The sequence below is a fragment of the Mycoplasmopsis columbinasalis genome, assembly GCF_900660705.1.
Lineage (GTDB): Bacteria > Bacillota_I > Bacilli_A > Mycoplasmatales > Metamycoplasmataceae > Mycoplasmopsis > Mycoplasmopsis columbinasalis.
On the sequence record NZ_LR215043.1, the window covers coordinates 19696 to 41000 of the forward strand.

The window sequence follows — 21305 nt, forward strand, 5'->3', positions numbered from 1 at the left end:
TGAGTAAAATCGTTTTGAAAAAGTGAAATAAAAACTGTAAAAATTGTTTTAAAAGTGTTCAGTTTTGTACTTTTTTCTTAAAATTAGCTGAAATTAGAACTCACAGTCACACATTAGATTTTCAGGTTTTTTATGTAGTCAGACATATATTTTGTGTCTATTTCACCGGTCGGTTTAACTGGCAAAAGAATATCAATTTCAGAGCTTAATTCACTGATAGTGCGACCGTGGTTGATGTTTTTGTAAAGCCTTTCACTAATTCGAGTTGCTAAGTAAAATTTCGCAAAGTCATCAAATAATGGCTGTAATTCTGGTTTTAAATCAGCTATCAAAACAAAACTAGTTGCCGCAAAATCAAAGTCGCAGTAGTAAGTTTTGCCACCACCACCATCGCCACCGGTGATAATTGCGAATTTGTTGGCATAAGTTTTTGTATATTCACTAACTAAACCACCAACACCATTGTTGTCTTTTTTAGCTATTAAAAGTGGAACACCACTAATGTATTTATTTTCGAGTTTGCGATCAATACTGTGCTTTTCTCGACCTTTTTCGATTTTGTATAGCAAATCAGTAATTTTAAAGCGTTGAAAAGCTCTTTCTGGTAAATTTTCTATTTTTGTTTTCGAATAATTTTTAAATAAATAATGATTAGTTAGTGGATCATTAGTGTAGCCGCAGAGCATTTTGGCACTTAAATTTTCGCGAATTGTTTTTACAAAAGTACTTTGTGCTACTTCATAGGGTCGATGCGAATTGAAACTTTCGAATAGTAACTCATCTTGATAGTTAATAACTTTTGTTAAAGCTCTTAGTTCGTTATAGTTGTGTTTTTTGTAAGCATTCAAGACTTCGTTTTTAATTGCGTGTCACTGATCTGTCATTTCACGATACTGACCACTATAGACAAACCCATCGTCACTCATATTGATAAAAAGTGTATTTTTATACTTCGGATTGGTTTGTTTTTCAATGTTTTTGTAAAACACAGCAATCACAGTAGCTACACCAGCATTAGGTAAAAATAAATCATTTGGCAGTGAAATTACACTAACTAATTCGTTAGTTTGGAATATTTCTTTGAGTAAATCAACATTTTGTTTTTCTGTGCCTTTGAGCACACTTTTAGGCAAAATGGTCGCTAAAAACCCATTATTTTGCATATGGTCGAGTGCCAATTTCACAAAACTTAATTCCTTAATTTTGATACTAAAAGGCGGATTCATTAACACACGATCATATAAATTGGTTAATTTCTTAATTTCAGCAAAACAGTCATTAGTTCAAATATTAGTGCAGCCATCACCGTGTAAAAGCATATTGATTCCGGCTAAAGTGGCGTTAAAATCATTGATTTCAATACCAATAATATGATTTTTCTTGATTTCTTGCGCCAGTAAATGTTTTTGTTCAACGTCTAAAGTGTTGTCAGCAGCAACTTTTCTTAACATTAAATTCATTGCGTTAGTTAAAAAAGTTCCAGATCCACAAGTTGGATCTAGAATGACATTTTCAGGACTAACATCAATAAGTTCGAACATTAACTGTGCAATGTGGTCAGGAGTGAACACTTCGCCTTTTTCATTTGAATTAGCACTATTTCATTTCCGAAACACACGCAAAAAATTGTTCATAATGTCGTTACCATCATAATCGCTCTCAGAAATATTAATAAAGTTATAAATACTTGTAATCACGTTGACTATGTGGACTAAATCAGCAGTTTTTGCGTTGTTTAAAGTACTTTCGTCTAAACAACGAAGCAAATAATCACGTTTTCTTTGTTTTGATCCTATGTCCGTAATAACGTATTGCAGTCCTTTTTTCAGCGAGAAAATAATACTTTTCGTAGTTGCAGTATTGATGATTAATTCGCCGGCTGTTTTGCCTTCGAGTAAAAATTCACGAGCATACATTAAATTCAAGAAGACAGCACCAATGAAGGGAACATTGAGTTGTTTATCGATGTTAGCATCACGGAATAAGTTAGCCAACTTGTGTGCTTGTTCGTTGATAATTTTAAAGTTATTAATTTTTTGTGGGAAATATTTTTGTTTGTAATAGAACTTATCGTGTACGGTGGTTTCATCTAATTGCAAAACACCATTGACATAAACTTTCAGTGTCGCGCCATTATACATAAAACCAATGAAATTTTCATTTTGCTCAAGTTGCATGTAATCAAACAATTGCCCAGTAAAAGGGGCGTTTTCAGCTTTAGCATCCAAAATGAAGGTGATGCCATCGTAGTAATAATAACCGTCAGGTTTAGTGGCTTGGTGCACTTTGGCATCACGCTTGTGGTAAAGATGGAGTGTGCCGTCAGTTTGGTTACGTAAACCAAGTGCATTAGTAAATTCACTCACAATTTCAAATTCACTTTTAAGGTAAGCCATTTTGCTCCTTTCCTAACGGTTACTAAGCATAATTTTAACGCAAATTTCAAAGCAACATTACAACCAACTGCTGTGTGCAAACACTCCTGTGTTGTAGCAGAATTTGCCAAAGCAACTATGCATAATTATAAGCAAGAATTGCACCTTTTTTAAGCAAAATGAGACACTTTTGACACCTAATTTGACACTAAAATTAGTGTTCACAACCAACAACTAAACTAAAAATTAATTGCCGCCTCAAATCCGCTTACAACATAAAAAAAAGCACCTGTTGGTGCGCGTTGATGTTCTCTGAAAACTGAACAGTAAGTTACACAAATGATTCATTAAAATGTCTTAATACATTTCAACAATACTTTTAAACCGATCGATTTATTAGTAATGGTCAGCTCAACGTATTACTACGCTTACACCTCCATCCTATCAACCTCATAGTCTATAAGGAATCTCAAGGGAATACTTATCTCTGAGGAGGCTTCCCACTTAGATGCTTTCAGCGGTTATCCTTTCCGTACTTAGCTACCCAGCCATGCTTCTGGCGAAACAACTGGAGCACCAGCGGTACGTCCACTCCGGTCCTCTCGTACTAAGAGCGGCTCTCATCAATATTCCAACGCCCACATCAGATAGGGACCAAACTGTCTCACGACGTTTTGAACCCAGCTCGCGTACCGCTTTAATTGGCGAACAGCCAAACCCTTGGAACCGACTCCAGCTCCAGGATGCGATGAGCCGACATCGAGGTGCCAAACCTTGCCGTCGATGTGATCTCTTGGGCAAGATAAGCCTGTTATCCCCAGGGTAACTTTTATCCGTTGAGCGACTACCATTCCACGATGAATAGCCGGATCACTAAGTCCTGCTTTCGCACCTGCTCGACTTGTAAGTCTCACAGTCAAGCACACTTCTACCTTTGCGCTCTACATACGGTTTCTGACCGTATTGAGTGTACCTTTGAACGCCTCCGTTACCTTTTAGGAGGCGACCGCCCCAGTCAAACTACCCACCACGCACTGTCCTCCTACCTGTAGTGATAGCAAGTTAGAAACTCAATATAACAAGGGTGGTATTTCAAGGACGACTCCACTAGAACTAGCGTCCTAGCATCAGCATCTCCCACCTATCCTACACATGTTAGACCAAATTTCAATACGAAGTTATAGTAAAGCTCCATGGGGTCTTTTCGTCTTGATGCGGGAACCCAGCGTTTTCACTGGGACCATAATTTCACCGAGTCTAGTGTTGAGACAGTTGAGAGATCATTGCGCCTTTCGTGCAGGTCAGTATTTAGCCGACAAGGAATTTCGCTACCTTAGGACCGTTATAGTTACGGCCGCCGTTCACCCGGGCTTCATTTCAACGCTTCGCTAAAGCTAACGCATCCACTTAACCTTCGGGCACTGGGCAGGCTTCACCCCCTATACTTCACCTTACGGTTTAGCAGAGAGCTGTGTTTTTGATAAACAGTTGCCCCTCATAATTTACTGTGTCCTATTTGCATAGGAGCCCCTTCTTGCGAACTTACGGGGTCATTTTGCAGAGTTCCTTAACACTAGTTTTCTCGCTCGCCTTAGAATACTCATCTGGGGGACGTGTGTCCGTTCTCGGTACAGGTTTCCATAACATAAGTTTAGAAGCTTTTCTTGGAAGCTTGAAGTCATCCGATTACTCAAAAGAGTTGTACGTCACTACTCCCGGTTCTGAACTGCGGATTTGCCAACAGTTCCCAGTTATAGCTTGTCCCATAATCCAGTAAATGGGTAGGACTATCCTTCTTCGTCACTCCATCACAATTATAGAAAGTACAGGAATATTAACCTGTTGTCCATCGACTACGCCTTTCGGCCTCGCCTTAGGTCCTGACTCACCCTGGGTGGACGAACCTTGCCCAGGAAACCTTCCCCAATAGGCGTCGTAGATTCTCACTACGAATCGTTACTCATACCGGCATTCTCACTTCTTAGCGCTCCACTAGTCTTCACAGTCTAGCTTCATTGCCCTAAGAACGCTCCTCTAACGTACAAATGTACCCGTGGCTTCGGTATCGTGTTTTACTCCCGTTAAATTATTGGCGCAAGGTCTCTTGACTAGTGAGCTATTACGCACTCTTTAAAAGGTGGCTGCTTCTAAGCCAACTTCCTAGTTGTTTGTGAAACCTCACAACCTTTCTGACTTAACACGATTTTGGGACCTTAGCCGACGATCTGGGTTGTTACCCTCGCGAGCCGGGACGTTAGCACCCCGGTTCCGACTGCATGACAATACATAATGGTATTCGGAGTTTGATTATAGTCAGTACAGCTAGGCGCCGCCATTCCATATTCAGTGCTCTACCACCAAAACTTAACATCACACGCTAGCCCTAAAGCTATTTCGAGGAGAACCAGCTATCTCCAAGTTCGATTGGAATTTCTCCGCTATTCACAAGTCATCCGGGCACTTTTCAGCGTACTGCGGTTCGGTCCTCCACTTGGGGTTAGCCAAGTTTCAACCTGCTCATGAATAGATCACCTGGTTTCGGGTGTACTTCAACATACTAATAGCGCCCTGTTAAGACTCGATTTCTCTACGGCTCCGCTTATGTCCGCTTAACCTCGCATGTTAAAGTAACTCGCCGGTCCATACTGCAAGATGTACGCCATCAGCCTTAAATGGCCTCTGACTAATTGTAAGTAAGTGGTTTCAGAATCTATTTCACTCCCCTCTCGGGGTTCTTTTCACCTTTCCCTCACGGTACTAGTTCACTATCGGTGTCTGGTTAGTATTTAGCCTTACCGGGTGGTCCCGGCGGATTCAGACAGGGTTCCACGTGCCCCGCCCTACTCAGGATCCGACCAAGAGACTTAACAATTTCGCATACGGGGATATCACCCTCTGTGTCGCTTCTTCCCAAAAGCTTCTGCTATCATTAAGTTTTGTAACTCTATATAGATCGTCCTACAACCCCATGTTAAATGGTTTGGGCTCTTTCTCGTTCGCTCGCCGCTACTAAAGAAATCATTATTTATTTTCTTTTCCTCTTGCTACTAAGATGTTTCAGTTGGCAAGGTGTCTCACTCATTGTCCTATGTATTCAGACAATGGCAACTAGGCATTACCCTAGTTAGGTTTCCCCATTCGGAAATTCCCGCTTCATAACTTATTTCCAGTTCCACGAGACTTATCGCAGGTAATCACGTCCTTCATCGACTTCCAGACCCAAGGCATCCACCACAAACTCTTCCTTATTTAAAAGTATGTTCCTATTTGGTTGTTGATGTGTATTTTAAGACATTTCAATAAATCATTTTTGTGTTGGTTTTTTACTCGATGAATCAAAACAAATTGACATTAATTTGTTAGATGTCGTTGTAAATATTAATTAAAATATCTTACTATTCAGTTTTCAAAGAACAATTTCATTTTGAGAGAAATGTTCTCTCAAAACTAGATATATTTTGCTTATGACCTGTAAGCCATGACTGTTAAACGTTGATAAATTTATGAAATAATGAAGGTCAAATGTAAGTTTGGTTAAAAGTGTTAATTGCCGTTAGAATTAACGATTAAGAACAATTAACTAAGTGTACTCCGTAGAAAGGAGGCGATCCATCCCCACGTTCTCGTAGGGATACCTTGTTACGACTTAACCCCAGTCACCAGTCCTGCCTTAGGCAGTTTGTTAATAAACCGACTTCGGGCATTACCAGCTCCCATGGTTTGACGGGCGGTGTGTACAAGACCCGAGAACGTATTCACCGTAGCGTAGCTGATCTACGATTACTAGCGATTCCGACTTCATGTAGTCGAGTTGCAGACTACAATCCGAACTGAGATCGGTTTTTTGAGGTTTGCTCCCTGTCACCAGTTTGCGTCTCTTTGTACCGACCATTGTAGCACGTGTGTTGCCCCACTCGTAAGAGGCATGATGATTTGACGTCGTCCCCACCTTCCTCCCAATTACTCGGGCAGTCTCCCTAGAGTGCTCAACTAAATGTTAGTAACTAAGGATAAGGGTTGCGCTCGTTGCAGGACTTAACCGAACATCTCACGACACGAGCTGACGACAACCATGCACCATCTGTCATTCTGTTAACCTCAACTATATCTCTATAGCGTTGCAGAAGATGTCAAGAGTGGGTAAGGTTCTACGCGTATCTTCAAATTAAACCACATGCTCCACCGCTTGTGCGGATCCCCGTCAATTCCTTTAAGTTTTATTCTTGCGAACGTACTACTCAGGCGGATCATTTAATGCGTTAGCTGCGCCGATGAATTTTCCATCAGCTAATGATCATCGTTTAGGGCGTGGACTACCAGGGTATCTAATCCTGTTTGCTCCCCACGCTTTCGTCTCTCAGTGTCAGTATATGTCCAGTTAGCTGCCTTCGCCATATTGGTGTTCTTCCTTATCTCTACGCATTTCACCGCTTCACAAGGAATTCCGCTAACCTCTACATAACTCTAGTATGCCAGTATCTAACGCGATTTGGGGTTGAGCCCCAAGTTTTGACGCCAGACTTAACAAACAACCTACAGACGCTTTACGCCCAATAATTCCGGATAACGCTTGCAACCTATGTATTACCGCGGCTGCTGGCACATAGTTAGCCGTTGCTTTCTAATAAGGTACCGTCAAGACCAAAGCATTTCCTCTTCGGTTTTTTCTTCCCTTACCACAGCAGTTTACAACCCATGGGGCCTTCATCCTGCACGCTGTGTCGCTCCATCAGACTTTCGTCCATTGTGGAATATTCCCTACTGCTGCCTCCCGTAGGAGTCTGGGCCGTATCTCAGTCCCAGTGTGGCGGTTCAGTCTCTCAACCCCGCTAAACATCATCGCCTTGGTGGGCCGTTACCTCACCAACTAGCTAATGTTGCGCACCCCGATCCTTTAGCGAACCCGTGAAGGTTCTTTTACATCTTCATCATGCGACAAAGATGCGTATTTGATATTATCAGTTGTTTCCAACTGCTATCTCAAGCTAAAGGGTACGTTGAGTACGTGTTACTCACCCATTCGCCGCTAAGTTCCGAAGAACTTCGCTCGACATGCATGTATTAGGCACACAGCCAGCGTTCATCCTGAGCCAGGATCAAACTCTTGAAAAAAATTGACTGTCATGTTTATCTATATCTAGTTTTCAAAGAACAAATGCTTACTTAAAAAAGTTTGCTTATCAATAATAGCACTAAATAAATTTTTGCAAAACATTTTTTTAAAATTTTTTTGCAACTTTTTGATAGTAATTATGATTTGTGATTGAGTGCAATTATCGTGAGAGTTATTATAACAAAACAAGTAAAAAGCAAAACAAAAAATTCCTACTTTTTTCCCACTTAGACAAGCGAATTTACTTTGCAAAAATTAGGCAGGATGACGTAATCAAATTCGAGCATAGTTTCCCTATATATAAATAAAGATAAGGACGTCTTTTCTTGCAAAGTAAAAAGCTAATTTGTGCATAAAAAAGAACGCTTGTTGCGTTCTAAAGTTGTTAGTTTTAAATATTTCAGTATTCAGGTGCAGACTCGAAGGTATAAACTGGAATTTTTTTGGTTGTGTGCTCACTAATAATGTTACGTACTTGCTGAGCCATTTCGTTAATAAAGACAGCTTCAACGTTATGCGGCACCGCCACAACATTAAGTCCCGCTTGGCGATAAGTTTGTCACTCCGACCATTTAATGTCGCTAGTAACCACTAAGTCAGGTTGAACAATACCTTTACTATAGTTTAAAAATTCGTGCATATACTTCATTGAACCTGAACCAGCCATAAACATAAAGTAGTTCCCTGTGTTAGCAGGGTTGTTAAGGACTTCTGGTCTGAGGTTAGCTTGGAAGGCGCCAGCGCCAAAAACTTCTTTAAGTGCGTTGACTACAGAAATAAGTGGGATTTTTTGGTCAGTTCGTAAAATTGCTGGGTAAGGTGACAACTGGTAATAATTAACCAAGTCACCAGGTACACCAAGTGTGTGTAAAACTTTGCGTGCAATTAAAGTCGAAGTGTCATTTTGTGGCGCTTCGTCAAATTCTTCGTGCAAACCAAAGGTGTACAAGCGGTGTGAACGCAAAAGTTGGTCTAAGCTTTGTTTGTGTGGTTCGAGTAGTTTTTCGTCAGCCTTAGTGTGTCAGTGCAATAAATGGTGAGTAATAAGTAAGTTACACTCGTGCTTAAGCATAAAGTCAATTACTTTGTCATCAACATCTAGCGCAACCACAACCCCGCGACAAAGTGTTCTTGATGGCAATTTGGTTTTGTCAGCATAAGTTGGTGTGCCAAGTTCATCAGTGAGTACTGGTGGGTAAACTTGCTTTAGAGCGTGAATGAGTTCGCTAATTTTTAAGTTGCGTGCTTTGGCAAGGGTTTGAGTTGGTGTTTTTGGTTGTTTAGTGGGCATAATCTTTTAAGTTCTTTGCGTTTTTCGAACTATTTTTCACTTTCTTGAGAATTTTATTTTCAATTTGTCTGATGCGTTCCTTCGAAACACCACGTTCGGCTGCTAATTCTTCGAGTGAGTGTAAACGAAATGGTTTGTTATCATCCTCTGGATTGTGGCCAACACCGTAACGTTTACAAATGAGGGTGTACTCTTCATCATCGAGTGTTTCACGCAAAATTTTGTCTAAGTTGTGCACCAATTCTTCGCTTGAGGCATAGTCAACTGGGCTGGTGATAGTTTCGTCTTTGACAAAATCACTAAACGAAGAATCGTTTTCCTTGCCAATTTGTTTATCAAGTGAAATAGGATCGACATTAATTTTACGAATGTAACGCACCTTGGCAGCGGTGTAATTGTTGTCAAATCTTTTAGCAATTTCTTCGTCAGTTGGTTCACGACCAAGTTCTTGTTGTAAGTCCCGCTCAACTTTTGAAAGTTTATTGATGGTTTCGACCATATGTACTGGTACCCGGATGGTACGCGCTTGGTCGGCAACAGCACGGGTGATTGCTTGCCGGATTCACCAGGTGGCATAAGTTGAAAACTTGTAACCAGTCCGCACGTCATATTTTTGCACAGCTTTGACAATACCACTATTTCCCTCAGAAATTAAGTCAATAAAACTTAAACCTCTGTTTTTGTATTTTTTCGCATTATTAATTACAAGCCGCAAGTTCCGTTTGATGAGTTTATCACGAGCGCGTTTGCCCCGGAAACCACCATTATCCATTTCTTGAGCAAGTTTTTCTTCTTCCTCTTTGGTGAGTAATTTTCCGTACTTACCAATCCAACGCATATATCACTTGACAATATCTTGGGTTTCAGTAAGTTTGTTCCGGAGTTCTTTCACACTTTTCTTTTGCCCGTTACTATTTAACACAATATCGTTGTCATTATCAAAGTTTTCAAGTTCTAGTTGTTCGAGTTTCTTCTTGCCACGTTTACCTTTTGGTTTTTCCTCATCCACTTCTTCTTCGTCATCAGCGTAAGAACTTTCGTCTGAATAATAGTCTTCGTCATCGTAATCATAAGCATACTCGTCATCGTCATAGTCAGAGCCAAGATCATAGTCGCTCAAGTAACCCGCCATCTCAGGGTCGAAGTCATCGTATTCGTCATCGTTGCGAGCTTTTTTCTCTTTTTTCCGATTTGGTTGTGCTTCCTCTTCGTCCTCATCATCGTAATCATCGTAATCACTTTCACGATGTGTTGGTGCCGTGGTACGTTCTGAGTCGTGTTCACCGTCAGGGTCGGAACTAATTTCATCTTCGTCAAGATCTAAATCAACACCTTCGCTGCTAAAATCAAAATCACTCACATCGTCAAGATCGCCTTGGTTGGTTTCGTCAGAAAGCAAACCTTTTTGCATCAAGGCATCATAAAAATCATCCATCTCACTATCAGTCACTTCAACTTGAATTTTATTTAGATAGTCATAGAGATCCTGCTGGCTTAGTTGTTTCTTTCCTTGAGTTTCTGCGTATTTTTCCACCAATTCAACTACTGGTAAGATTTCTTTTTTAATAGTCTTGGCCATGTTCGTCCTCCTTAAGAATTATTGTTGCTAGTTGTTGCGAGTCAATTGATATTAAAAATTTATCATAGTAATCTTTTAACTTTTCGTGCAATGAAACCCCTGATTTATATTCTTGGTTTTGTTTTTGTTCCTGTTCAGCGGTGTTATTTGTTATTTGACGAGCTTTATTAGACTTAAAAGTCAAATCAGCAAGAATTAATTTATCAGCATGGATCAAATAAGCACGTAGAGCTCTAAGCATCTGGTTACAAAACAACACTATCTTGTGGTGATAATCACTCGCGCTTTCATTAGCACCATACTGATAAAAATTTGTTAAAAACTCGCGAAATTCAGCAGAAGAAAAGTATTCAAGTTCTAATTTTTGCACAGAGTTAGGACTAAGTTTAAACTCATTGGCTTTTTGAATTTTTTCACCCAAACGACGAAACACTTGTTCTTTGCGTTTGGCCGGTGTTAATTCTTCATCTTCATTTAAACTTAAATTCTCCACAAAATTTTCTTCACTTGTAGGATCTTGTTCATAAGTGGGATGTGAATAACTAAATTCTCGAAAAAAATAGTCTTTATTGACGGTGTCATCGATTGATCATAAATAATTTTGTGCTCGTTTGTAAATTTTGTGTAACTCTGGATGCTTGATAAGAAGATAAATGAATTTTTCTACTTCGATAAACTGCGGAACGGGTTGCTGTGCTTGATCGCTAGGTTGGTCTGTTTGGGTTGGTGTTTCACTCTGCGAAGCAACGGTTTTTGGTTCTGAATGATTTTCAAAAAAATCGCTCAATTCGTCTGCTTCAATTTTGCTAGGTTGGTGAGTGAAAGCTGCGAAAAAATCTTCTAAATTAAACGACTTATCAATTTCTTCTTGAACACGATTATTTCAAAATTTCTTTTCAATGTGGTCGGTGTGTCATAATAACTCGGCAAAATCGTATCCAAATTCTTGATAATCACGAAAGTTAGGTTGTTTAGTCGCGTTAAGTGTTAAATTGTGTTTCTTAACGAGGTAATGGTAAGCAAATTCCATAGCGGAAATTGGTTTTTCAAGTAGAGCTTGCAATCGTTTAGGACCAAATTGGTTTAAGAGTTCATCAGGGTCTAAGTCAGTTTGGTTGTTGGCAACTAAAGTATAAATGTTGTGTTTTGTGAGAAATTTAATTGACTGGTAAGTAGCATTTTGACCGGCTGCATCACCATCGAGAAAAAGTAAAATTTCTTTGTTTTTGAGCAAATGCAGGTGGTCAGTAGTAAGTGCCGTACCCATTAAGGCGATTCCGTTTTTATAATTCGCACGGTAAAGGGCAATTACATCCATAAAACCTTCTGTCAAGATGAGCTTGGTTGAGTCGCTTGTAATTGCACGATGGTAGTTATAAATTAGCTTTGCCTTCTGAAATAAAGAGTTTTCAGAACTATTAACATATTTAGGTTTTTCATGTGGTAAAAGTGTCCGACCACTAAAACCAACCACATTGCCATGAACATCACGAATAGCAAAAGTGACACGATTGCGAAAAATTAATTTGTTTGCTTCAGTCAAAACTCCACTTGCTTGTAAAACACGAAGGTCGCCTTGGAGTTCTTTTTGCACAAAGGTTTCAAAAGCGGTTTCAGGAGCAAAACCGATGTCAAATTCTTTGAGCAATTCGAGTGTGAGGTTACGTTCATTAAAAAAAGTTTTGAGTTCACGCGTGCCGCTATTGGCTAAAAATTCGAATTTAAAAAAGTTGTTCAAACGGTCAAGTTGTTCAAGTTTAGTTTCTTCGTTACGTGAGTAAGTTGGTTTAGTTTCCTCACCTATATTATAGTTACTTACGTCAATTCCTGCTCTTTGTGCCAGGGTCACTAAAGCTTGCTGTCAAGAACATTTAGTGTATTTAGCCACAAAGGAAATCACATTACCACCAACGTTGCAGACAAAACACTTAAAGAGTTGTTTTTCTTTCGAAATGGAAAGTGAGGGATTTGAGTCACTGTGAAAAGGACATAACGCCACATAGTTACGTCCCTTTTTAATTACATTGAGGTATGAGCTAATTACTTCTTCAATGTCATTAGCATCTTTGACTAGTTGAATGAGGTCTTTGGTCATTTTTGCTGTTGTTTGTGAAACAAATTTTACTATATTTTTTGTAAATAAGAGGTAATTTCACTGATTTTGATGCGTTCTTGTTTCATTGTGTCACGGTTCCGAATGGTAACACACTGGTCGACAAGGGTGTCAAAATCGATGGTCACGCAGTATGGTGTGCCTAGTGCGTCTTGACGCCGATAACGTTTACCAATTGAGCCACTATCATCATAAGCTACACTAAGATTAGTTGCTAGTAAGTCTTCAAAAACTTCGGTAGCTTTCTCGTTTAATTTTTTTACAAGTGGTAGAATGGCAACTTTATATGGTGCCACGGCTGGTTTAAACCTAAGGACAACGCGCGAATCACCATCGGCCAATTGCTCTTCGTCATAGGCATCAATTAAGAGTGCAAAGAGCAAACGGTCAAGTCCCATTGAAGGTTCAATTACATACGGAAGAAATTTTTCGTTTGTGAAAGGATCTTGGTATTCGAGCGATTCACCCGTGGCAGCTTGGTGACTCTTGAGGTCAAAGTCAGTCCGGTTGGCTACGCCAAGTAATTCACCCCAACCAAATGGAAAGTGGTATTCAATGTCACTAGTACCAGCTGAATAGTGGGCTAGTTCTTCAGGTGCATGTTCACGAATGCGCAAGTTAGCTTGCGCCAAACCAAGTAAACGCACAAAGTTAAAAGTTTTTTGAATGTAATCCTGGTAGAGTTGGGGTGCTTGCGCAGGAGTACAAAAGACTTCAAGTTCCATTTGTTCAAACTCACGGGTCCGGAAGATGAAATTCCCGGGGGTAACTTCGTTACGAAAACTTTTACCAATTTGGCCAATCCCAAGGGGTGGTTTAGCACGCATTGCCCGTTGCACGTTTTTAAAGTTCACCATAATCCCTTGCGTAGTTTCAGGACGTAAATAAATGGTGCTTTTTTTGTCTTCAAGCACTCCTTGTCTGGTTTCAAACATCAAGTTAAACTTTTTAACTTCACTCCAGTCGCACTTAGCGCCTTCATATTCGTGAAGGTGTTGTGTGAGAAAGGCTTGCATTTGGGCAAAACTTAAAGTTTCAGCGTTAAGACTAGGATCAATGGCTTCAATTAGTTTATCCGCACGGTAACGTTTGCCGTTAACTTTATTTTCAATCAAAGGGTCATTAAAGTTAGTTACGTGGCCAGAAGTCACTCACACTTGCGGGTTCATAAGAATTTTAGAATCGATCAAAAAGTTTTGTTTTTCTTTAGTAATAAATTCACGTTCTCACAAACGTGCTACGTTATTTTTTAATAATGTACCCAGTGGACCATAGTCTCAAGTGTTAGCTAAACCGCCATAAATTTCTGAGCCCTGAAACACAAAACCTGTGCTCTTGAGTAAGTTGATGAGTTTTGGAATACTTTTGTCGGCATTTGCTAAAACTTTAGTTTTGAGAATTTGTTTGTCTCAGTCAATTTTTTTTGTCGCTGTTTGCGTAATGCTAGCTAGTAAAACGGCTTTAACTTTAGCGCGGTCAGTACCATAAACTACTTCCTTCGCTTTGCTTTTGAGCTTAGCAAGAATTACTTCGGGACTAAGTTTTGTGCTTTCAACTAAACGTTCAAGGTAACCAAGGCCAACTGTGCAACTTGAACCTTTGCGATAGCCTCGTGAAATGGCTGCCAGTAAATAAGTTTGGCCATTGGCTTTGCGTGCTTGGTTGATGATGTAATGTTTACCAAGTAAATTTTCATTGTTATTTTTGTTGTGGTCAGAAGTTGATGCCATAGCGAAAATCTTTCTGTGTTTGTAAATTTGTATATGTGTTGTATGTATAGTTACATATTTTAGTCTAAAAGGAACAAAATCAAAACAAAAACTAGAGCACAAGGCTCTAGTTAGTTTTGACTAGCGCAGTTGGTAGTCAGCACGGATGAAGTTGGAGTAATTACAAACTAAGTAGTTTGCTTAATTAGTTAAGCAAATTAGCTAGTAGTGTAAGTTACTAACTAAAAATGTTAAACACGTCAGTAAGGGCTAAGATTCCAAAGACAGCCAAGACGATCACTGCCACCACAAAGAGAGCGGCAAAAGCAAGGAAAATTTTGAAACCAGTTGAAGCTTTTTCACCCTTAGCCACAGTGACATCTGCTTTTTCGTTGGTCACATGTAATTTGCTAAAGTCTTCGTGTTGTGAAGTTCAAAAGTCTGGTAATTTTTGGGCTACCACTGGAATCGTTGAAGTGTCAACTACTGGTTCAGCTTTTTTGGTTTTGGCAGCTGGTTCTTTGACTTCGTTTGCTGGTAAAACAGTTGGAATCACGTTTTCAGCAATCAATTCAGCAAAAGGAGCAGGTACTTTTGCACTTTTCTCTTTAGTTTTCTTGGCTTTGGCAGCATTTTTAAGTTCTTGCCGTTTAGCTTTGTGAGCGTCTTTGTAGTTGAGTTGGCCAGGAGTTTCAGGATCAATTACTTCAGGTGCAATTGGCTGGGTGTTAACTGGCACTCTTAAGTCAGGGAAAATAATTTGGTCTTCTTTGATCTTGTTTTCTTCGTATTGGCTTCTAGCTTCATTGACATCATCAGGGTCAATGATGGTGTATTCAACTTGATCTTCCTTGGTTGTGAAGTCTGGATCAAGTTGAGGAGTCAAGTTAGCGTGTTTCATAATGTTTACCTCATTTTTATCAATTTCATGCGTGTGTTTGTAGTAATTTTCTAAACCAGTATAAACTGCATTGTTCAAACTTCTAAAGTTTGCTAACAACTGATCATTAGCATATGGATTTTGGACGTTGTACTTAAGCACAAGTGGAATTTCATAATCATATTCAGCGTAAGGGACAAACCCAACATAGAAGTCACCATAATTTAAGTATGAAGTTTCATACGCAACAAGTTGACGAGTTTTTTCCACTGTGTTGTAGTAGTAAGCGGAGTTAATTGGTTTGTCAGATAAACCTTTACCATAGGCAAATTTGCGTAATAAAGTATCTTGAATTTTCGTTAAAGGTTCAACTAGTTGCGTGTTGCTTTGTGCTAAGGTTGTGGCATCTAATTTTGCGTTGATATTATCAAGCACTCAGTTGGCTGCAGTAACATTTGAGTAAATTCTACTAAAGTCGCTATCACTAATAGTTTGTCCAGAAACTAAATCATTAAGTGCTTTTAATTTATCTAAGTATTGTTCCACAATCATATATTGGTGAATTTCACTAAAGTCACCAATGTATTTGTACTTAGTAACATAGCGTTGGTCGTAAGCTTTTTCTTTATCTAGGTAACCTTTAAGTTCCCTTAAGTTTGCAACATCAAGATTATCAATTGGATCTTTTTGTGTAGTTCAATCTAGCCAACCACCTGATGCCATAAACAAGCGCACTTCATCATCATCTTCTTTTATTAAGACTTTGTTTGCGTAACTTTGAGCAATTGGGAACAAATCATCTCTAAATTCTTGTGGACGAGCTGTTCAGTCCGCAATTGTTTTTCTAGTTGGCAGTTCTTCTTTGATTGGTGGACCATCAACAAAAGTTTGTTGCGTTTCTAAGTTTTCTTCTTCAACAAGAGGCGTTGAGTCAACAGGAGCAGGTACTGCGTCTGGTTCACTTGCTTCTGGTAGGTACACATCACCTGGCCATTCTTCCTTAATTAATTCAAAGTCAACTGGTGATTTTGAAGGCGGATAGTGTGGTACAAATGAACTCACAAAATCTTCTTTGACAGGAACAAATTGTTTGTGTACAGGAGTTTGTTCTGGACTAATAAATGGTTTTTCACCATCTGGTCATTCTTCTTTGATTAAAGCAAAGTCAACAGGACTAAAGTCAGCTGAGTAATGAGGCACATAAGTTTCCACTAAATCTTCTTTAACTGGTACGAATGGCTTTTCTTCTTCAACGGTTAGTTTTTCTGTTGAATTATCAGTTTGTGTGGTAACTGATTCTGGTTGCATTTCTTCTTTCGCAGGTAAATAAGCAACTCCATCAGGTCATTCTTCCTTAATTAATTCAAAGTCCACTGGTGATTTTGAAGCTGGATAATGTGGACCAAATGAATTTACAAAGTCTTCTTTAACAGGAACAAATTGTTGATGTTTTGGACTATCTGGTAGGTTCACAAGTGGTTTTTGACCATCTGGTCATTCCTCTTTGATTAAATCAAAGTTCACAGGACTAAAGTCGGCAGGATAGTGAGGTATGAAGTTAGTAACTAAGTCTTCTTTAACTGGTACAAATGGTTTAATTGTTTCAATAACAGCAGGTTGAACAGTTGGTTGAACTTTTTCTTCTTTTGACACAGGCAAGTAAGTTTTACCATCAGGTCATTCTTCTTTAATTAAATTGAAATCAACTGGTGATTTTGAAGCAGGATAATGTGGACCAAATGAACTCACAAAATCTTCTTTGACAGGAACAAATTGTTGATGTTTTGGACTATCTGGTAGGTTCACAAGTGGTTTTTGACCATCTGGCCATTCTTCTTTGATTAAATCAAAGTTCACGGGACTAAAGTCAGCTGGATAGTGAGGCACGAAGTTAGTAACTAAGTCTTCTTTAACAGGCACAAACTCTGCTGGAGCTTCTTCAACTTCTAATGGTTGTGCTGCGTGCGCTTGGTCTTCCTTAAGGGGTGCTTCAGGTTTACCGAAAGGTCATTCTTCTTTGATTAAATTGAAATTAACTGGTGAAGGTGAAAGTGGGTAAACAGGTACAAAACTGGTTACGAAATCTTCTTTAACCGGTACAAATGGCTTAGCTGTTTCGACAACAGGTTGCACAACTGGCTCAACTTTTTCTTCTTTTTGTACAGGTGAGTAAGCTTTACCACCAGGTCATTCTTCTTTAATTAAGTTAAAGTCCACAGGTTCGTCATCTGCTGGATATTGTGGTGTAAAGTGAGTAACTAAGTCTTCTTTAACAGGTACAAATTCTGCTGGAGCTTCTTCAACAACTAATGGTTGCACTGCGTGTGCTTGATCTTCCTTAAGTGGTGCTTCAGGTTTGCCAAAAGGTCACTCTTCTTTAATTAAATTGAAGTTAACTGGGTTTGTAGGTTGATTATAGTTTGGTTCTGTTGCTTCAACTAAATCTTCTTTAACTGGTACAAATGATTTAGTTGGTTGTGTTTCTTCAGGTGTTGGTAATGGTTCAGCAACTGGTTCAACTTCAGACGCAGATTCAGATTGTTCTTTAGGTAAAGATTGCTCAAAATTGTCGCCAAAAGGTGGCATTTCCTCTTTGATGAGTAAACCTTCTTCAAGAAGTTCTGGAATTGGTCAACGATTGTCTTGAAATTCTTGTGGTGCTGCTTGAAAATCATATGTAACTTGCACCAAATCTTCTTTAACTGGAACGAATGGTTTATCTTCTTGAAGAGGTTTTGGTTCTTCTTTCGCAATTATTCTGGCAACGCCATCTGGCATTTCTTCTTTAATTAAGTTTCTGTTGACAAAAATTGGTGCAGAATAAGTTGGTGTAAAACTTTGAACCAAATCTTCTTTAACCGGTACAAATGGCTTAGTTGTTTCAACAACAGGTTGGGCAACTGGTTCAACTTTTTCTTCTTTTTGTACAGGTAAGTAAGCTTTACCGCCAGGTCATTCTTCTTTGATTAAGTTAAAGTCTAAAGGCTCACCATCAGCTGGATAGTGAGGCACGAAGTTAGTAACTAAGTCTTCTTTAACAGGCACAAACTCTGCTGGAGCTTCTTCAACTTCTAATGGTTGTGCTGCATGCGCTTGGTCTTGCTTAAGCGGTGCTTCAGGTTTACCAAAAGGTCACTCTTCTTTGATTAAGTTGAAGTTAACTGGTGAAGGTGAAAGTGGGTAAACAGGTACAAAACTGGTTACAAAATCTTCTTTAACCGGTACAAATGGCTTAGTTGTTTCAACAACAGGTTGAGCAACTGGTTCAACTTTTTCTTCTTTTGGCGCAGGTAAGTAAGCTTTGCCGTCTGGTCATTCTTCTTTAATTAAATTGAAATCAACAGGTTCACCATCAGCTGGATATTGTGGCGTAAAGTGAGTAACTAAATCTTCTTTAACAGGTACAAATTCTGCTGGAGTTTCTTCAACAACTTCTAATGATTGTGCTGCATGTGCTTGGTCTTCCTTAAGCGGTACTTCAGGTTTACCAAAAGGTCACTCTTCTTTGATTAAGTTGAAGTTAACTGGTGAAGGTGAAAGTGGGTAAACAGGTACAAAACTGGTTATAAAATCTTCTTTAACCGGTACAAAAGGTTTAGTTGTTTCAACAACAGGTTGCGCTGTTGGTTCAACTTTTTCTTCTTTTGGCGCAGGTAAGTAAGCTTTGCCGTCTGGTCATTCTTCTTTAATTAAATTGAAATCAACAGGTTCACCATCAGCTGGATATTGTGGCGTAAAGTGAGTAACTAAATCTTCTTTAACCGGTACAAATTCTGCTGGAGTTTCTTCAACAACTTCTAATGATTGTGCTGCATGCGCTCGGTCTTCCTTAAGCGGTGCTTCAGGTTTACCAAAAGGTCACTCTTCTTTGATTAAATTGAAGTTAACTGGTGAAGGTGAAAGTGGGTAAACAGGTACAAAACTGGTTACAAAATCTTCTTTAACCGGTACAAATGGTTTAGCTGTTTCAACGACAGGTTGAGCAACTGGTTCAACTTTTTCTTCTTTTGGCGCAGGTAAGTAAGCTTTACCGCCAGGTCATTCTTCTTTGATTAAGTTAAAGTCTAAAGGCTCACCATCAGCTGGATATTGTGGCGTAAAGTGAGTAACTAAATCTTCTTTAACCGGTACAAATTCTGCTGGAGTCTCTTCAACAACTTCTAATGATTGTGCTGCGTGCGCTTGGTCTTCCTTAAGCGGTGCTTCAGGCTTGCCAAAAGGTCACTCTTCTTTGATTAAATTGAAGTTAACTGGTGAAGGTGAAAGTGGGTAAACAGGTACAAAACTGGTTATAAAATCTTCTTTAACCGGTACAAAAGGTTTAGTTGTTTCAACAACAGGTTGCGCTGTTGGTTCAACTTTTTCTTCTTTTGGCGCAGGTAAGTAAGCTTTGCCGTCTGGTCATTCTTCTTTGATTAAGTTAAAGTCTAAAGGTTCACCATCAGCTGGATATTGTGGCGTAAAGTGAGTAACTAAATCTTCTTTAACAGGTACAAATTCTGCTGGAGTTTCTTCAACAACTTCTAATGATTGTGCTGCATGCGCTTGGTCTTCCTTAAGTGGTGCTTCAGGTTTGCCAAAAGGTCACTCTTCTTTGATTAAGTTGAAGTTAACTGGTGAAGGTGAAAGTGAGTAAACAGGTACAAAACTGGTTACCAAATCTTCTTTAACCGGTACAAATAGTTTAGTTGTTTCAACGACAGGTTGGGCAACTAGTTCAACTTTTTCTTCTTTTGGCGCAGGTAAGTAAGCTTTACCGCCAGGTAATTCTTCTTTGATTAAGTTAAAGTCCACAGGCTCGCCATCTGCTGGATAGTGAGGAGTAAAGTGAGTAACTAAATCTTCTTTAACCGGTACAAATTCTGCTGGCGTTTCTTCAACAACTTCTAGTGGTTGTGCTGCGTGCGCTTGGTCTTCCTTAAGTGGTGCTTCAGGTTTGCCGAAAGGTCACTCTTCTTTGATTAAGTTAAAGTTAACTGGATTAGTAGGTTGATTATAGTTTGGTTGATTAACAGCAACTAAGTCTTCTTTAACTAGCAAGAAAGTTGGTGTAGTAGTTGCTGTTTCAGCTTGAGGAATAGCTTGTTTATCAGGTTTTGATTCTGCTTTGACATCACCATCGGCTAGTTCTTCTTTGATCACGTTTTTGTTATTAAGTTGGTTAACTAAAGGAGCTTTCGTATCTAAATAAACTTGATTAATTTCAGTAAAGTCAAGTGAATTTTGAATAAGATCTTCTTTAATTTTTGCATCAAAAAGTTCTTCAGCATTTTCATCTGAAGGAGAATGTAAAACTTCATTTACAAATTCATCTAAAGTTTGTTCAATTGGAATAGGACTATCAGATTCAACTGGTACAGCTGATGTAGGAACAACCTCTTCAAGGATTTGTTTTGTTTCTTGGTCATCAGTATGTGGCGAAACTTGTACAACTTCAGTTGGCTTTTCAGTTTGAGTTTCAACTAAGTCTTCTTTGATTACTTCTTTGTTGGTTAGTTGTGAGTGTAATTGAGATGCGGTAAAATCACTTGGTTCTTGGTCTGGTCCAATAATGTGAATAACAATGTCTTCTTTGATTTGGTAAGTAGTAATAACTTGTGATGGTCTTTTAGGTTTTTTGTTGTATTTTGAAAATTCAACTTCGTTTGCAAGGTCGAAATATTTACTTGGATCATCAAGTAAAATGAATTCGATATTTTGTACATAATTTTCTAATTCAACAGGATCAACCTCTTTGGTTTGTGGATTAATGCCAAGTTCATATTGAATTTCTCTTGGTGTATATTGGCCATCAAAACGTTTAGTTGTGATTTCATTTTTTCATTTACCATCAACTTCATCAATAATTAACTTACCACCAAAAATAGCGAATGCTTTGTTGATATCATGAAACCAAACAGCAGTATCAATTTTTAGGTTCATAAATCATTTCAAAGCATCTTCTCTGGTATGAAATTTTGCTAAACCATGATCAATTTTTGGGTGCTTAAGCAGTCAAGGAAACACCGGATCACTTTTTCACTCAAAGGTACAGTTAAGTCTTTTCATATTAAGTCCTTTATAGAATTCACTTTAGATTTATATTCATATATGAATATATAATAAATATGCGTTAATTATATATTATTTTGCTTCTCTTAAGTATCATTGCTCTGGCAAACAATGATAAAGCAAAAGAAAATTAGCAAAATTTTAGAAGCAAAAGAAATCTAATTATTTCAAAAATCAATAATTCAAGTGAGAAC

At 38.8% G+C, this 21305-nt stretch carries 6 protein-coding genes and 2 rRNA genes; all 8 read right to left on the bottom strand.

From position 1 onward, the window contains the following. Nucleotides 1-113 precede the first annotated feature (113 nt). Nucleotides 114-2396, bottom strand: coding sequence for an HsdM family class I SAM-dependent methyltransferase (locus EXC55_RS00040; RefSeq protein WP_129622664.1), 2283 nt, complete (start codon nucleotides 2394-2396; stop codon nucleotides 114-116). 354 nt (nucleotides 2397-2750) lie between these two features. Next, nucleotides 2751-5630: ribosomal RNA gene (locus EXC55_RS00045) — 23S ribosomal RNA — on the bottom strand. 342 nt (nucleotides 5631-5972) lie between these two features. Beyond that, a 16S ribosomal RNA gene (locus EXC55_RS00050) occupies nucleotides 5973-7487 on the bottom strand. The 16S and 23S rRNA genes sit together here, the layout of an rRNA operon. Nucleotides 7488-7879: 392 nt before the next feature. Next, nucleotides 7880-8779: a Nif3-like dinuclear metal center hexameric protein gene (locus EXC55_RS00055; protein ID WP_129622665.1), complete on the bottom strand. Its 900-nt coding sequence runs from the start codon at nucleotides 8777-8779 to the stop codon at nucleotides 7880-7882. Next, the gene (locus tag EXC55_RS00060) at nucleotides 8769-10358 is read right to left on the bottom strand and encodes an RNA polymerase sigma factor (RefSeq protein WP_129622666.1); all 1590 of its coding nucleotides are present in this window, start codon (nucleotides 10356-10358) and stop codon (nucleotides 8769-8771) included. Before EXC55_RS00060 ends, EXC55_RS00055 begins: the two co-directional genes overlap by 11 nt. Further along, nucleotides 10342-12453, bottom strand: a complete 2112-nt coding sequence (gene dnaG / locus EXC55_RS00065; RefSeq protein WP_129622667.1) for a DNA primase — start codon at nucleotides 12451-12453, stop codon at nucleotides 10342-10344. Before dnaG ends, EXC55_RS00060 begins: the two co-directional genes overlap by 17 nt. Nucleotides 12454-12482: 29 nt before the next feature. Continuing rightward, the gene (locus tag EXC55_RS00070) at nucleotides 12483-13853 is read right to left on the bottom strand and encodes a glycine--tRNA ligase (RefSeq protein ID WP_129623246.1); all 1371 of its coding nucleotides are present in this window, start codon (nucleotides 13851-13853) and stop codon (nucleotides 12483-12485) included. A 565-nt stretch (nucleotides 13854-14418) separates the two neighbouring features. Then, nucleotides 14419-21108 carry an MAG3090 family protein gene (locus tag EXC55_RS00075; RefSeq protein WP_129622668.1) on the bottom strand — a complete coding sequence of 2230 codons (6690 nt, stop codon included), beginning with the start codon at nucleotides 21106-21108 and terminating at the stop codon, nucleotides 14419-14421. Between the last annotated feature and the right edge of the window lie 197 nt (nucleotides 21109-21305).